This is a genomic window from Rhizobacter sp. P3_B12 (assembly GCF_056402895.1).
Genome location: NZ_JBFUGN010000051.1, coordinates 1 through 15,084 on the forward strand (window position 1 = coordinate 1; position 15,084 = coordinate 15,084).

Sequence of the window (15,084 nt, forward strand, 5' to 3'; positions counted from 1 at the left end):
GTTCAGGATGTCGATCAGGCTGCCGTACAGGTGGCCGTCGCGCCATTCGAGGCGCAGGAAGCTGCTGTTGAACGCGGCGTTCAGCAGCAGCAGCAGCAGCAGCGTGACCAGCGGCCAGGTCAGCCGGTGTTTGAAGAGTGAGCTCATGCTTGCGCCGCAATCACGTGGTAGACCGCCTGCTCGCTGCTGCCGGCCGGCAGCTCGGCGACCTTGCGGCGATCGCGCAGCACCGCGATGCGGTGCGAGACGCGCACGACCTCGCTCATCTCCGACGAGATGAACAGGACCGACATGCCCTGCTGTGCCAGGCGCAGGATCTCGTCCATGATCTCCTGCTTGGCCRCAACGTCGATGCCGCGCGTCGGCTCGTCGAGGATCAGCAGCCGCGGCTCGGTCGCGAGCCAGCGCGCGAGCATCGCCTTCTGCTGGTTGCCGCCGGACAGCAGGCCGATCGGCGTCTCGATGCTCGCGGTCTTGATGCCCAGCGCCTTCACGAAGCGCTCGGCCATCTCGGCCTGCTGCTCGCGCGACAGCGTCTTCGCGAGGCCGTGGCGGGCCTGCAGCGCGAGCGCGATGTTCTCGCGCACCGACAACTCGGCCACGATGCCGTCGGTCTTGCGATCCTCGGGGCACAGGCCGATGCCGTGGCGCACCGCGTCGGCCGGGCTGTGCAGGCTGGCGGGCTGGCCGCCGATCTGCAGCGTACCCTGGTCGTTGGCGGCCAGGCCGAACAGCAGCCGCGCGAGTTCGGTGCGGCCGGAACCGAGCAGGCCGCCCAGGCCCAGCACCTCGCCCGGGTACAGGTCGAGGTCGACCGGCTGCAGTTGCCCCTGCTGGCCGAGGCCCTGGGCGCGCAGGAAGGGCTGGCTGTCGTGCGGCCGCGCGCTCGGCGCGGCACTCGACTGGCTCGCCAGCTCGCGCCCGATCATCGCGGTGATCAGCGCCGGCGCGTTCAGCTCGGCGGCCGGCTTCTCGCAGACGAACTCGCCGTTGCGCAGCACCGTGATGCGGTCGGAGATCGCGTAGACCTGCTCGAGGAAGTGCGTGACGAACAGGATCGCGAGGCCCTCGCCGCGCAGCTGGCGCAGCACCGCGAACAGGCGCTTGACCTCGTCCTCGTCGAGGCTGGAGGTCGGCTCGTCGAGGATCAGCACCTTGGCCTCGACGCTCAGCGCGCGGGCGATCGACACCATCTGCTGCACCGCCACCGAGTAGGTGGCGAGGCCGCGCGTCACGTCGATGTCGAGGTTCAGCCGCGTCAGCAGCTCGCGCGCCTGCACGTTCATGCGCGCCCAGTCGATGCGCCAGCCACCGGCCGCGCCCTTGCGCGGGTAGCGGCCGGCGAAGATGTTCTCGGCCACCGACAGGTTGGTGCAGAGGTTCACCTCCTGGTAGACGGTGCTGATGCCCAGCTGCTGCGCCTGCTGCGGCGTGGTCGGGCGGATCGCCGCGCCGGCGAGCGTGAACTCGCCGGCATCGGCCGCATGCACGCCCGTCAGCACCTTGATCAGCGTCGACTTGCCGGCGCCGTTCTGCCCCATCAGCGCATGCACCTCGCCGGGGAACAGCCGCAGGCCGACGTTCGTCAGCGCGCGCACGCCGAGGAACTGCTTGCTGACGCCGCGCAGTTCCAGGACGGGAGACGGTTCGGCGCCGGTGCTCATCACTTGTTCTTGTTGTAGACGTCGAGGAACACCGCGGCCAGCAGCACCAGGCCCTTGATGACCTGCTGGTAGTCGATGCCGATGCCCATGATCGACATGCCGTTGTTCATCACGCCCATCACGAACGCGCCGATCACCGCGCCCATCACCTTGCCGACGCCGCCCGAGGCCGACGCGCCGCCGATGAAGCAGGCCGCGATCACGTCGAGCTCGAAGCCGACACCGGCCTTCGGCGTCGCGGTGTTCAGCCGCGCGGCGAACACCAGCCCGGCCAGCGCCGCCAGCACGCCCATGTTGATGAAGGTGTAGAACGACAGCCGCTCGGTCTTGATGCCCGACAGCTTGGCCRCCTTCTCGTTGCCGCCCAGCGCGTAGATGCGCCGGCCGATCGTGCTGCGCCGCGTGACGAAGTCGTAGCCCACCATCAGCAGCACCATGATGATCAGCACGTTCGGCAGCCCGCGGTACGAGGCCAGCAGGTAGCTGAAGAACAGGATCACCGCGGCGAACGCCGCCGTCTTGCCGAGGAAGAACGGGTACGGCTCTTCTTCCATGCCGTGGCGTGTCTGCGCGATGCGCCCGCGCACCTTCAGCACCACCATCACCAGCACCGTGATCACCCCCAGCAGCAGCGAGGTCAGCCGCAGCTCGGCACCGGCGAACAGGTCGGGGATGAAGCCCGAGCTCAGGCGCTGGAACTCGACCGGGAACGGCCCGACCGACTGCCCTTGCAGCAGCGCGAGCGCGAGGCCCTTGAACACCAGCATGCCGGCCAGCGTGACGATGAACGACGGGATGCGGAAGTACGCGACGAACCAGCCCTGCGCCGCACCGATCACGCCGCCCACCACCATGCAGCCGAGGATGGTCCAGATCCAGTGGATCTCGTAGTTCACCATCATCACCGCGGCCAGCGCGCCGATGAAGCCGGCCACCGAGCCGACCGACAGGTCGATGTGCCCGGCCACGATGACCAGCAGCATGCCCAGCGCCATGATGACGATGTAGCTGTTCTGCAGCACCAGGTTGGTCAGGTTCAGCGGCTTCAGCAGCGTGCCGTCGGTCAGGTACTGGAACAGCCCCATGATCGCGACGAGCGACAGCAGCATGCCGTACTCGCGCATGTTGTTCTTCAGGAAGCCGCGGTACTCCTTGGGCGGCACGGCGGCCGCCGYGGCGATGTCAGTTGCCATGATTCGTTTCTCCGGCCAGCAGGCCGTGTTCAGTGTCCAGCTTCGGCGGCGCATCCATGCCGTCGTGCGATCCGGCCTTCATGATGGCGCGCATGATGCGCTCCTGCGACGCCTCGGCGGCCGGGAACTCGCCGACGAAGCGGCCTTCGTTCATCACGTAGATGCGGTCGCACATGCCCAGCAGCTCGGGCATCTCCGACGAGATCATCAGGATGCATTTGCCCTCGGCCGCCAGCGCGTCGATGATGGTGTAGATCTCGTACTTGGCGCCGACGTCGATGCCGCGCGTCGGCTCGTCGAGGATCAGCAGCTCGGGCTGCGAGAACAGCCACTTGCTCAGCACCACCTTCTGCTGGTTGCCGCCCGACAGGTTCACCACCGGTTGGTACACGCTCGACGAACGCGTGTTCAGCCGGCGGCGGAAATCGCTCGCCACGGTGAATTCGCGCCCGTCGTCGATCACGCCGTGGCGCGACACCGCCGGCAGGTTCGCGAGCGTGGTGTTCTTCTTGATGTCGTCGGCCAGCACCAGGCCCAGGCCCTTGCGGTCTTCGGTGACGTAGGCGATGCGGTGGCGGATCGCCTTCTGCACCGTCGAGGTGTCGATCACCTCGCCGTGCATGCGCACCTCGCCGCTGATGCGCTGGCCGTACGAGCGGCCGAACACGCTCATCGCGAGCTCGGTGCGCCCGGCGCCCATCAGGCCGGCGATGCCGACGATCTCGCCGCGCCGCACGTTCAGGTTCACGCCCTTCACGACCAGCCGGTCGGCATGCACCTGGTGGTGCACCTTCCAGTCGCGCACCTCGAAGACGGTCTCGCCGATCTGCGGCGTGCGCTTCGGGTAGCGGTCGGCCATCTCGCGGCCGACCATGTTGCGGATGATCCGGTCCTCGCTGATCGCTTCGGCCCGGCAGTCCATCGTCTCGACGGTGCCGCCGTCGCGCAGCACGGTGATCGAATCGGCGACCTTCGAGACCTCGTTCAGCTTGTGCGAGATCAGGATCGCCGAGATGCCGTGCGCCTTCAGCTCGAGCAGCAGCTCGAGCAGCGCATTGCTGTCGCTCTCGTTCAGGCTCGCGGTCGGCTCGTCGAGGATCAGGAGCTTGACCTCCTTCGACAAGGCCTTCGCGATCTCGATCAGCTGCTGCTTGCCGACGCCCAGGTTGGTGATGAGGGTCGACGGCGATTCCTTCAGCCCGACCTTCTCCAGCAGCACCTGCGTGCGCCGGTGCGACTCGAACCAGTCGATCACGCCCAGCTTTGCGCATTCGTTGCCGAGGAAGATGTTCTCGGCGATCGACAGCAGCGGCACCAGCGCGAGCTCCTGGTGGATGATGATGATCCCGAGCTTCTCGCTGTCGGAGATGCCGGCGAACTTGCGCAGCTCGCCCTGGTAGTGGATCTCGCCGGTGTAGGAGTCGTGCGGGTAGACCCCGCTCAGCACCTTCATCAGCGTCGACTTGCCGGCGCCGTTCTCGCCGACCACGGCATGGATCTCGCCCCGGCGCACGACGAGGTTGACGTCGTTCAGGGCGGTCACGCCGTGGAATTTCTTGGTGATGCCGCGCATCTCCAGGATGGCATCCATCCGTAGTCCTCTTGCTCTCTCCGACTGCAAAAAAGGTTCTGCGCAGAACGCGCAGAACCCATGYCGCGCCCAGGAATGCTTACTTCAGTTGCGCTTCGGTGTAGTAGCCGCTGCTGACCAGCACCTGCTTCCAGTTGCTCGCGTCGACGCTGACCGGCTTCAGCAGGTACGAGGGCACCACCTTCACGCCGTTGTTGTAGGTCTTGGTGTCGTTGATCTCGGGCTTCTTGCCGCCGAGCACCGCGTCGACCATGCCGACCGTGACCTTGGCCAGTTCACGCGTGTCCTTGAAGATGGTCGAGGTCTGCTCGCCCTTCTGGATCGACTTGACCGACGGCACTTCGGCGTCCTGGCCGGTGATCACCGGCATCGGCGACTTCGGGGTGCCGTAGCCGACGCCCTTCAGCGACGAGATGATCCCGATCGACAGGCCGTCGTACGGCGACAGCACGGCGTCGACGTGGGCGCCGGAGTAGTAGGCGCTCAGCAGGTTGTCCATGCGGGCCTGGGCGACGGCGCCGTCCCAGCGCAGCGTGGCGACCTTGTCCATGCCGACCTGCTTGCTGCGCACGACGAGCTTGCCGCTCTTGATGTACGGATCGAGCACCGACATCGCGCCGTTGTAGAAGAAGAACGCGTTGTTGTCGTCGGCCGAGCCGCCGAACAGCTCGATGTTGAACGGGCCCTTGCCGCTCTTCAGGCCCAGCTTCTGCTCGATGTAGCTGGCCTGCAGCACGCCGACCTGGAAGTTGTCGAAGGTGGCGTAGTAGTCGACGTTCKTCGAACCCTTGATCAGGCGGTCGTAGGCGATGACCTTGACGCCCTTGTCGGCGGCCTTCTGCAGCACGTCGGTCAGCGTGGTGCCGTCGATCGCGGCGATCACCAGCACCTTGGCGCCCTTGGTGATCATGTTCTCGATCTGCGCCAGCTGGTTCGGGATGTCGTCCTCGGCGTACTGCAGATCGGTCTTGTAGCCCTTTTCCTGCAGGTACTTGACCATGTTGGAGCCGTCGGCGATCCAGCGTGCGGACGATTTCGTCGGCATCGAGATCGCGATCTGACCCTTGTCTTGCGCGAGGGCGGCCACGGGCACGATGGCCACGGCTGCAAAGGTGGCCAGGGCGGCCAGCATCGTACGGATGGTTTTCACTTCTCTGTCTCCATTCATGGGGGGTTCATCGTCGCCGCTCCACTGGGCGGCGGCCGGAGCGCGGCCTGCTCCGGCAGGCTTCGCGGTCCATTGCGAAGCCCAGTCTCATCCCAACGCTCAATACTTGCGATTGGGGAATTCCTTGGCTGCGACTTCCATCGGGAAGACGCCTTCCTGCGTCACGATGCGCTTCGCGATGGTCTTGCCGGCCACCAGGTCCTTGACGGCCTGCATCAGCTGCGGGCCGAGCAACGGGCTGCATTCGACCGACACGTTCAGCTTGCCGGCGATCATGGCCTCGAAGGCGCCCTTCACGGCGTCGATCGAGATGATCACGATGTCCTTCGCGGGCTTCAGGCCGGCTTCCTCGATCGCCTGGATCGCGCCGATGGCCATGTCGTCGTTGTGCGCGTACAGCACATTGATCTTCTTGCCCTCGGCTTTCAGGAAGGCTTCCATCACTTCCTTGCCCTTGGCACGGGTGAAGTCGCCGGTCTGCGAGCGGATGATCTTGAACTTCGGATCGGCCTTGATGATTTCCTCGAAGCCCTTCTTGCGGTCGATCGCCGGCGCTGAGCCGACGGTGCCCTGCAGTTCGACGATGTTCACGTCGCTCTGCACGCCCTTCATCTTCTCGACCAGCCAGYGGCCGGCGCGGCGRCCTTCCTCGACGAAGTCGGAGCCCATGAAGGCGACCCACAGGCTGTCGTCCTTCTCGTCGACCGCGCGATCCGACAGGATCACCGGGATCTTGGCGGCCTTGGCTTCGCGCAGCACCGTGCCCCAGCCCGATTCGACGACCGGCGAGAACGCGATCACGTCGACCTTCTGCGCGATGAAGCTGCGGATGGCCTTGATCTGGTTCTCCTGCTTCTGCTGCGCGTCGGAGAACTTCAGGTCGATGCCGGCTTCCTTGGCCGACGACTTGATCGACTCGCTGTTGGCAGTGCGCCATTCGCTCTCGGCGCCGATCTGGCTGAAGCCGAGCACGATCTTCTTCTGCGCGAAGGCCTTGAACGGCAGGGCCGCGGCCAGGGATGCTGCAGCCATCGCTGCGAACAGGGTGCGTCGTTGGAATTTCACGGTTTGTCTCCTCTTGGTGGGTGGCATGAAAAACGCGCGGCTTGTTCCGGGGTCGCCGGGTTGCCGCATCAAAGCGCGAGGGCGGTAAGGCTCAGGCGGTGGAACTCCTCTGTCTTCAAGCCAGCGTGTACGCCGTCTTGACCGTGGTGTAGAACTCGGCCGCGTAGCGGCCCTGCTCGCGCGGGCCGTGGCTCGAACCCTTGCGGCCGCCAAACGGCACGTGGTAGTCGACGCCGGCGGTCGGCAGGTTGACCATCACCATGCCGACCTTGGCCTGCCGCTTGAACTGCGTCGACAGCTTCAGCGATTGCGTGACGACGCCGGCGCACAGGCCGAACGGCGTGTCGTTGGCGAGAGCGACCGCATGCTCGAAGCCATCGGCCTTCAGCACGCAGGCGACCGGCCCGAAGACCTCCTCGCGCGCGATGCGGTGCTGCGGCTGCGCGAGGAACAACGCCGGCGCCATGAAGTGCCCGCGCGTCGCACGCTCCAGCAACTCGCCGCCGATGACGTGCTCGGCACCTTCGTTGCGGGCGATCTCGAGGTAGGACAGGTTGGTGTCGAGCTGGGCGCGGTCGACCACCGGGCCGATGTCGATGCCGCGCTCCATCGCGTGGCCGACCTTCAGCGCGAGCGTGCGCTGGCGCAGCTTCGTGACGAAGCGGTCGTGCACCGTCGCGTCGACGATGATCCGGCTCGATGCCGTGCAGCGCTGGCCGGTCGAGAAGAACGAGCCCTGCACCGCGCATTCGACGGCCTGGTCGAGGTCGGCATCGGCCAGCACCACCAGCGGGTTCTTGCCGCCCATCTCGAGCTGCACCTTGGCGCGCCGGGCGGCGGTGGCCTTCAGGATCTGCTCGCCGGTGCCCACCGAGCCGGTGAAGCTGATCGCATCGACCAGCGGGCTGTCGACCATCGCCTGGCCCACCTGCCGGCCGCTGCCCATCACCAGGTTGAACACGCCCGCCGGCAGGCCGGCGCGGCTGATGATCTCGGCCAGCGCCGCGGCACAGGCCGGCACCAGCTCGGCCGGCTTGAAGACGACGCTGTTGCCGTAGGCGAGCGCCGGCGCGATCTTCCACGCGGGGATCGCGAGCGGGAAGTTCCACGGCGCGATGATGCCGACCACGCCGACCGGTTCGCGCGTGATGTCGACCTCGACCCCCGGGCGCACCGACGGCAGGTGCTCGCCGGCCGCGCGCAGCGCCTCGCCGGCGAAGAACTTGAAGATGTTGCCGGCGCGCGCCGCCTCGCCGATCGCCTCGGGCAGGGTCTTGCCTTCCTCGCGGGCCAGCAGCTGGCCGAGCTCGTCCTTGCGGGCGAGGATCTCGCTGCCGATCTGGTCGAGCGCATCGGCGCGCCGCTGCGGCGTGCTCAGGCCCCAGGCCGGTGCGGCGTCGGCCGCGGCGCGGATCGCGATCTCGGCCTGGTTGCCGTCGGCGCGGGCGTATTCGGCCACCACCTCGTCCAGGTTCGACGGGTTGCTGCTGATGCCGGTCGTGACGCCGGTCTCCCAGCGCCCGTTGATGTAGTTCTTGCAGCTGTGGGCCATCGCGATCGGGCTTTCGGTCGGGCTTGCGTTCACAGGGCGCGCACGCCGCCGATCGCGAAGCCGCGGTCGACGAGTGACAGCGGGTTGACCAGCGGCGCACCGAGCGCCGGCAGGTCGATCTCGAAGCGGTCGCCCGGTTCGACGCGGATGTTGTCGGCGAAGCTCAGCGTGGCGGTGCCGAAGAAGTGCAGGTGCACGTCGCCCGGCTGGCGGTGCGCCGCGTACTTGAAGTGGTGGTACTCGAGGTTGGCCAGCGAATGGCACATGTTGGCCTCGCCGGTCAGGAAGGGCTTCTCCCAGCGGATCTCGTTGCCGCGGCGGATGCGGCTCGTGCCTTCGAGGTGGGCCGGCAACGCGCCGCTGCGCAGCTCGGGGCCGACCGCGCAGACGCGCAGCTTCGAGTGGGCCAGGTACAGGTAGTTCTGGCGCTCGGTGGCGTGGTCGGAGAACTCGTTGCCGATCGCGAAGCCGAGGCGGTACGGCTGGCCGTCCGGGCCGATCACGTACAGGCCGACCAGCTCGGGCTCCTCGCCGCCGTCGAGCGCGAAATCGGGCATCGCGAGCGGCGCGCCGGGCGCGGCGACGATGCTGCCGTTGCCCTTGTAGAACCACTCGGGCTGCACGCCGGGCTGGCCGTCGGCCGGGCGGCCGCCGTCCAGGCCCCACTTGAACATGCGCATCGAATCGGAGAGCAATTCCTCGCCGGCCGACAGCTTCTGGTGCATCGCATCGCGCGCCGACGCGCTGCCGGTGTGCGTGAGGCCGGTGCCGGTGACCAGGCAGTGCGCGACATCGGGGTGCGCGAGCGGCGTCAGCACGCGCTGCTCATGCAGCAGGGCCTCGTACGGCAGCGCAGCGCCGGTGAGGGCCGGTTGCGCCAGCACGTCGACCGACACCCGGCGGGCGATCGCGGCCTGCGCCAGTTCATAGGTGCTGACGAAGCCGCCCACGGCGCGCACCGAACGGCCGTCGTCGGCGACACCGCCCACGTGCTGCGTGCCGTTCTCGGCGAGGAACTGGATCAGTCTCATGGGGGAGGCACTTCTCTGTCTGGCGAGCGGGGCTCGGGTCAAGGTGCCGCATCCTAATGAGCGGAGCTATAACTTTCTAATAGATATTTGCCGAAAACACATATACGATCCGGCATCCATAAAAACCCCTGGTCGGGTCCCGAGACAACGCGCCCCGCATGACGAACTACACGCACTGGTTCATCCGCGCCCGCCTGAAGACGCGGCAACTGCTGCTGCTGGTGGCGCTCGACGAGGAAGGCAACATCCACCGCGCGGCGCAGGTGCTCAACATGACGCAGCCGGCCGCGTCGAAGCTGCTGAAGGACCTGGAAGACGTGCTGGAGGTGCCGCTGTTCGAGCGGCTGCCGCGCGGCATGCGGCCCACCTGGTACGGCGAGACGATGATCCGCCATGCGCGCGTCGCGCTCAGCAGCCTGAACCAGGCGCACGACGAGCTGGAGGCGATCAAGGCCGGGCGCTACGGGCAGGTCAGCGTCGGCGCGATCACCGCGCCCGGGCTGGTGCTGCTGCCGCCGGCGGTGGCGCTGGTGAAGCAATCGCACCCGAGCCTGCGCATCGGCGTGCAGATCGAGACCAGCGACGTGCTGCTCGATCGCCTGGCGCAGGGCAAGCTCGACATGCTGGTGGCGCGGCTCTTCGCGCAGCACGACAAGACCGACCTGCGCTACGAGACGCTGACCGAGGAGCCGGTGTGCGCGATCACGCGGCCGGGGCACCCGCTGCTGTCGGTCGCGCACCTGGGGCTGCGCGACGTGGTGAACGCCGGCTGGATCGTGTCGCCGAGCGGCAGCGTGCTGCGCCACCGCTTCGACCTGATGTTCCAGGAAGACGGGCTCGAGGCGCCGATCAACGTGATCGAGACCTCGGCGCTGCTGTTCATGACGAAGATGCTGCAACAGAGCGACATGGTCGCGGTGGTGGCGACCGACGTGGCGCGCTACTACGCGGCGCACGGCATCGTGTCGGTGCTGCCGATCGCGCTGCCCTGCCAGATGGACGCGTTCGGCATCATCACCCGCACCGACCGGCTGCTGTCGCCGGCGGCGAAGGTGATGCTGAAGGCGCTGAAGACGGCGGCGGTGACGGTCTACGGGGCGAAGTTCGACATGAGCGCCGAGGCCTGATCAGGACCAGCCCGCGTCCACCTTGAACTCCTGCGCGGTGCACATCGCGCTGTCATCCGCGGCCAGGAACAGCACCATGCGCGCGACGTCGCCCGGCTGCAGCTTGTCCGGCAGGCACTGGTTGCGCTTCAGCACCTCTTCGCTCCCTTCGGTGAACCACAGCTTGACCTGCCGCTCCGTCATCACCCAGCCCGGCGACACCGTGTTGATGCGGATCCGGTGCTCGCCGAGCGGCTTGGCCAGCCCGCGCGTCAGCCCGTTCACCGACGACTTCGCGATCGCGTAACAGGGGTACGCCCCGTCCTTGCCCTGCCAGCCGGTCGAGCCGAAGTTGATCACCGAGCCGAAACCCAGCCGCTTCATCCCCGGCACCACCGCCTGGATGGCAAAGAACGCCGGCCGCTCGTTGATCGACATGCGCTGGTCGTAGTACTCCGGCGTCACCGATTCCAGCGTGTGGCGGTCGTCGCTCGCGACGTTGTTGACCAGCACCGCGAAGTCGCCGAAGGCCGCCTCGGCCTCGGCGATCACCTTCTGCAGCGCCGCCACGTCGCGCACGTCGCAGGGCCGGAACCACGGCACCGGGTGCCCGGCCGCCTCCACCTGCTGCACCAGCTCGCGGCTGGCGGCCTCGGCGACGTCGACGAACGCCACCTGGGCGCCCTGCTCCGCGAACGCGCTGACCAGCGCCGCACCGATCCCGGTGCCGCCACCGGTGATGAAAACGCGCCGTCCGCGCAGGCTGGGAAAGATCGCCAGAGTGGCTGTCGTGGCAGTTGCCATGGGGGTTTGTCCTTGATCTATTGCAATTCGGATATGTGAAGAGCGAATTTATTTATTTTTCTATTATCAATGTGCCTTGATACGATCCGCCGCGTCAAGAGCCGTCGTACGACAACCTGTCCGACCGCCGATCTGGCCGCCCACCCTCCGGAGACAACAGACCCCATGGATTCGAAGAAACCGCCCGCTCCGCCGAAGCGGCGCAGCCACGCCTGGTTCGGCAAGCAGGACCGCGACGGCTTCGTGCACCGCAGCTGGCTGAAGAACCAGGGCTATCCGCACGACCTGCTGGACGGCCGCCCGATCATCGGCATCTGCAACACCTGGAGCGAGCTGACGCCCTGCAACGGGCACTTCCGCGAGCTCGCCGAGTTCGTCAAGCGCGGCGTCTACGAGGCCGGCGGCTTCCCGCTCGAGTTCCCGGTGATGTCGCTCGGCGAGACGCAGCTGCGGCCGACCGCGATGCTGTTCCRCAACCTGGCGAGCATGGACGTCGAGGAATCGATCCGCGGCAACCCGATCGACGGCGTCGTGCTGCTGATGGGCTGCGACAAGACCACGCCGTCGCTGCTGATGGGCGCGGCCAGCTGCGACCTGCCGACCATCGGCCTGTCGGGCGGGCCGATGCTGAACGGCAAGTTCCGCGGCAAGGACATCGGCTCGGGCACCGGCGTGTGGCAGATGAGCGAGATGGTGCGTGCCGGCGAGATGACGATGGACGAGTTCACCGCCGCCGAATCGTGCATGCACCGCTCCAAGGGCAGCTGCATGACGATGGGCACCGCCTCCACGATGGCCAGCATGGTCGAGGCACTGGGCATGTCGCTGCCCGAGAACGCCGCGATTCCGGCGGCCGACACGCGCCGCAACCGGCTCGCGCAGCTGACCGGCCGGCGCATCGTCGAGATGGTCAAGGAAGACCTGCGCATGTCGAAGATCCTGACGCGCGAGGCCTTCGAGAACGCGATCCGCACCAATGCCGCGATCGGCGGCTCGACCAATGCGGTGATCCACCTGATCGCGGTGGCCGGGCGCATGGGCGTCAAGCTCGACCTCGACGACTGGGACAAGCTCGGTGCCGACGTGCCCTGCCTCGTGAACCTGCAGCCCTCCGGCAAGTTCCTGATGGAGGACTTCTACTACGCCGGCGGCCTGCCGGCGGTGCTGACGCAGATCACCGACAAGCTGCACACCGGCGCGCTGACCGCCAACGGCAAGACGCTGGGCGAGAACATCGCGAACATCCCCTGCTACAACCGCGAGGTCATCAAGACGCCCGAGGAGCCGTTCATGGCCTCGGCCGGCATCGCGGTGGTGCGTGGCAACCTGGCGCCGAACGGCGCGGTGATCAAGCCGTCGGCCGCGTCGGCGCACCTGCTGAAGCACCGCGGCCGTGCCGTGGTGTTCGAGAACATCGAGGAGTTCCACGCCCGCATCGACGATCCCGAGCTGGACATCGATGAGAACTGCGTGATGGTGCTGAAGAACTGCGGCCCGAAGGGCTACCCCGGCATGGCCGAGGTCGGCAACATGCCGCTGCCGCCGAAGGTGCTGCAGAAGGGCATCACCGACATGGTCCGCATCTCCGATGCGCGCATGAGCGGCACCGCCTACGGCACCGTCGTGCTGCACACCTCGCCGGAAGCGGCCGCCGGTGGGCCGCTGGCGCTGGTGCGCGACGGCGACATGATCGAGCTCGACGTGCATGCGCGCCGGCTGCACCTGGAGGTGTCCGACGAGGAACTGGCGGCGCGGCGCGCACAATGGCAGCCGCCCGAAGCGCCGAAGCGCGGCTGGTACAAGCTGTACGTCGACCACGTGCAGCAGGCCCACCTGGGTGCCGACCTCGACTTCCTGGTCGGTGGCAGCGGGGCCGAGGTGCCGCGCGACTCTCACTGACCGTTGTTGAAAGCCGCATGACCGCCACCGCCCCGAAGCTGCTGTCCGAACCCCGCGTGCTGTGGCCGGCGGGCGCCACGCTCGGCGAAGGCACGCTGTGGTCGGTGCGGCGGCAGTCGCTGTACTGGGTCGACATCCTCGGGCGCACGCTGTACCGCTACCACCCGGCCACCGACGCCCGCGAGAGCTGGCCGTTCGACGAGGAGATCTCGGCCGTGGCCGAGCGGGCCGGCGCGCCGGGGCTGCTCGTCACCTTGCGCAGCGGCTTCGCGTTCTTCGACACCGACAGCGGCGCGCTCCAGAAGCTGCACGACCCCGAGGCGCACCTGCCGGGCAACCGCTTCAACGACGGCAAGTGCGATGCGCAGGGCCGCTTCTGGGGCGGCACGATGGACTTCGGCTGCACCGAGCCGACCGGCTCGCTGTACCGCTTCGATGCGAAGCAGCAGTGCCGCCAGATGTTCGATGCGCATTTCGCGGTGACCAACGGGCCGACCTGGTCGCTCGACGGACGCACGCTGTACTTCAACGAGACGGCGCAGCAGCGCATCCATGCGTTCGACTTCGACGCCGCCAGCGGCGAGATCTCGAACCCGCGGCCGTGGCTGCGCTTCGCGAAGGGCGACGGCCACCCGGACGGCATGACGACCGATGCGGCCGGCCGCTTGTGGATCGCACGCTGGGGGGCCGGCTGCGTCAGCTGCCACGACCCGGTCAGCGGCGAGGAGCTGGCGCGCGTGACGCTGCCGACCAGCCACATCACGAACGTCGCGTTCGGCGGGCCGGACCTGCGCACGCTGTTCATCACGAGCGCGCGCTTTGAATTGACTGAGGAACAGCTGGCGGCGCAGCCGCTGGCCGGCGCCTTGTTCTCGGTGGATGTCGACAGCCCGGGACGGGCCGCAACCGCCTTCGCCGGCTGAGCCCTACTTCCCGAAGCTCATTTGCCGAAGAAGTGCTGGAAGATTTCCGGCTCGTCGACCTCGCGCATCGACAACCCGTCGAGCGGTTCGCGGAAGGGCTTCGGCGGCGCGATGGTTTCCATCAGGCTGGCCGGCATCGTGTTCTTCCAGGCAGCCCCGCCCTCATGCTCCTCGCCGGTGCGCCGCACGGCCAGCTTCGGCATCTCTTCCCATTCGATGGCGTCGTTGGACGGCAGCGCACGGAACTGGATGGTCGGGCTTTGCGGGGCGGTCGAGCGGTTCATGATGGCGGCGGGGTGTCAGACAGGTTGTTGGCTGGAATGAAGCGTAACCGCCCGCCCGCGGCGAGATGCCAGCGATAAGCGGTGGCAACGCCCGCCATTTTTCAGCCACGACGCCCAGGCCAGCAGCCCGAACGACAGGATCAGGCCCTTGTGGGCGCGCCGGGGGACCAGGTCGATCTGCATGGCGACGGATCTTCCGCGGGCAGCGCTCGCGCCAATCGGTCGAAACGGGTGCGTTCGGCCTTTGGCTGTGTCGGTTTGTGACGCCTGTCGGCTGGGACAGAATCGCGCGAGCCGCGCCGATCGCGCGGACCGGGAGAACCCATGACCCTCGCAGAGCGCGTCATCATCGCGCTGGACGTCGACCATGCCGAGGCTGCACGCCGGCTGGTCGCGCAACTGGGCGATACCGCCCTCGCCTACAAGATCGGCCTGCAGCTGCTGACGGCCGACGGCCCGGCGCTGGCGCGCGAGCTGGCCACGGCCGGCAAGCAGGTGTTCCTGGACCTGAAGCTGCTGGAGATCCCGAACTCGGTGGCCGGTGCGGTGGCGGCGGCCGGCGCGCTCGGCGCCACGCTGGTGACGGTGCATGCCTCGGGCGGCTCGGCGGTGCTGCGCGCGGCGGTCGACGCGGCGCGGCCGTTTCCGCAACTGCGGGTGCTGGCGCTGACGGTGATCACCAGCCTGCGCGACGCGGACCTGCCCGAGCTCGGCCTCGCGCCGGACGTCGAGGCCCAGGTGCTGCGGCTGGCCCGGCTCGCGGCCGCGGCGGGCTGCCACGGGGTCGTCGCGTCCGCCCACGAG

14 protein-coding genes and 1 pseudogene are annotated in these 15,084 nt (G+C 67.8%); 4 read left to right on the forward strand and 11 right to left on the reverse strand.

Going from position 1 to position 15,084, the window contains the following annotated elements:
- From AC1D01_RS05145 to araD1, 8 genes and pseudogenes are all read right to left on the reverse strand, one after another.
- A pseudogene (locus AC1D01_RS05145) lies at positions 1-147 on the reverse strand (ABC transporter permease); the annotation flags it as partial.
- A complete protein-coding gene (locus AC1D01_RS05150) occupies positions 144-1,664 on the reverse strand; it encodes a sugar ABC transporter ATP-binding protein (protein WP_477865002.1) in 1,521 nt (506 codons plus the stop codon). The pseudogene AC1D01_RS05145 and the gene AC1D01_RS05150, both read right to left, overlap by 4 nt.
- On the reverse strand, positions 1,664-2,857 hold the full coding sequence (gene mmsB, locus AC1D01_RS05155; RefSeq protein WP_477865003.1) for a multiple monosaccharide ABC transporter permease: 1,194 nt from the start codon (positions 2,855-2,857) through the stop codon (positions 1,664-1,666). The genes AC1D01_RS05150 and mmsB overlap by 1 nt, the downstream gene beginning before the upstream one ends.
- Positions 2,847-4,448: a multiple monosaccharide ABC transporter ATP-binding protein gene (gene mmsA, locus AC1D01_RS05160; protein ID WP_477865004.1), complete on the reverse strand. Its 1,602-nt coding sequence runs from the start codon at positions 4,446-4,448 to the stop codon at positions 2,847-2,849. Before mmsA ends, mmsB begins: the two co-directional genes overlap by 11 nt.
- Positions 4,449-4,527: 79 nt before the next feature.
- Complete coding sequence (chvE, locus tag AC1D01_RS05165; RefSeq protein ID WP_477865015.1) at positions 4,528-5,580, reverse strand: multiple monosaccharide ABC transporter substrate-binding protein; 1,053 nt, start codon at positions 5,578-5,580, stop codon at positions 4,528-4,530.
- Between the two features lie 135 nt (positions 5,581-5,715).
- The gene (locus AC1D01_RS05170; RefSeq protein WP_477865005.1) at positions 5,716-6,681 is read right to left on the reverse strand and encodes an ABC transporter substrate-binding protein; all 966 of its coding nucleotides are present in this window, start codon (positions 6,679-6,681) and stop codon (positions 5,716-5,718) included.
- Between the two features lie 115 nt (positions 6,682-6,796).
- The gene (locus tag AC1D01_RS05175) at positions 6,797-8,233 is read right to left on the reverse strand and encodes an aldehyde dehydrogenase family protein (protein WP_477865006.1); all 1,437 of its coding nucleotides are present in this window, start codon (positions 8,231-8,233) and stop codon (positions 6,797-6,799) included.
- A gap of 29 nt (positions 8,234-8,262) precedes the next feature.
- Complete coding sequence (araD1, locus tag AC1D01_RS05180; RefSeq protein ID WP_477865007.1) at positions 8,263-9,264, reverse strand: AraD1 family protein; 1,002 nt, start codon at positions 9,262-9,264, stop codon at positions 8,263-8,265.
- 158 nt (positions 9,265-9,422) lie between these two features.
- Here araD1 and AC1D01_RS05185 point away from each other — a divergent pair, with 158 nt between their 5' ends.
- Positions 9,423-10,391, forward strand: coding sequence for a LysR family transcriptional regulator (locus AC1D01_RS05185; RefSeq protein WP_477865008.1), 969 nt, complete (start codon positions 9,423-9,425; stop codon positions 10,389-10,391).
- Here AC1D01_RS05185 and AC1D01_RS05190 read toward each other — a convergent pair whose 3' ends face one another.
- The gene (locus AC1D01_RS05190; RefSeq protein WP_477865009.1) at positions 10,392-11,174 is read right to left on the reverse strand and encodes an SDR family NAD(P)-dependent oxidoreductase; all 783 of its coding nucleotides are present in this window, start codon (positions 11,172-11,174) and stop codon (positions 10,392-10,394) included.
- 165 nt (positions 11,175-11,339) lie between these two features.
- Between AC1D01_RS05190 and AC1D01_RS05195 the strand changes: the two genes are divergently transcribed.
- Together AC1D01_RS05195 and AC1D01_RS05200 are read left to right on the forward strand one after the other, a co-directional pair.
- The gene (locus AC1D01_RS05195; protein ID WP_477865010.1) at positions 11,340-13,073 is read left to right on the forward strand and encodes an IlvD/Edd family dehydratase; all 1,734 of its coding nucleotides are present in this window, start codon (positions 11,340-11,342) and stop codon (positions 13,071-13,073) included.
- A 17-nt stretch (positions 13,074-13,090) separates the two neighbouring features.
- Positions 13,091-13,996: an SMP-30/gluconolactonase/LRE family protein gene (locus AC1D01_RS05200; RefSeq protein ID WP_477865011.1), complete on the forward strand. Its 906-nt coding sequence runs from the start codon at positions 13,091-13,093 to the stop codon at positions 13,994-13,996.
- Between the two features lie 17 nt (positions 13,997-14,013).
- On the opposite strand, the gene AC1D01_RS05205 is transcribed toward AC1D01_RS05200, so the two are convergent.
- Positions 14,014-14,280, reverse strand: a complete 267-nt coding sequence (locus AC1D01_RS05205; RefSeq protein WP_477865012.1) for a hypothetical protein — start codon at positions 14,278-14,280, stop codon at positions 14,014-14,016.
- 15 nt (positions 14,281-14,295) lie between these two features.
- Entirely contained in the window at positions 14,296-14,463 is a 168-nt protein-coding gene (locus AC1D01_RS05210) for a hypothetical protein (RefSeq protein ID WP_477865013.1), read from the reverse strand.
- Between the two features lie 141 nt (positions 14,464-14,604).
- Here AC1D01_RS05210 and pyrF point away from each other — a divergent pair.
- The coding region (gene pyrF / locus AC1D01_RS05215) for an orotidine-5'-phosphate decarboxylase (protein WP_477865014.1) at positions 14,605-15,084 on the forward strand (480 nt) is incomplete at its 3' end.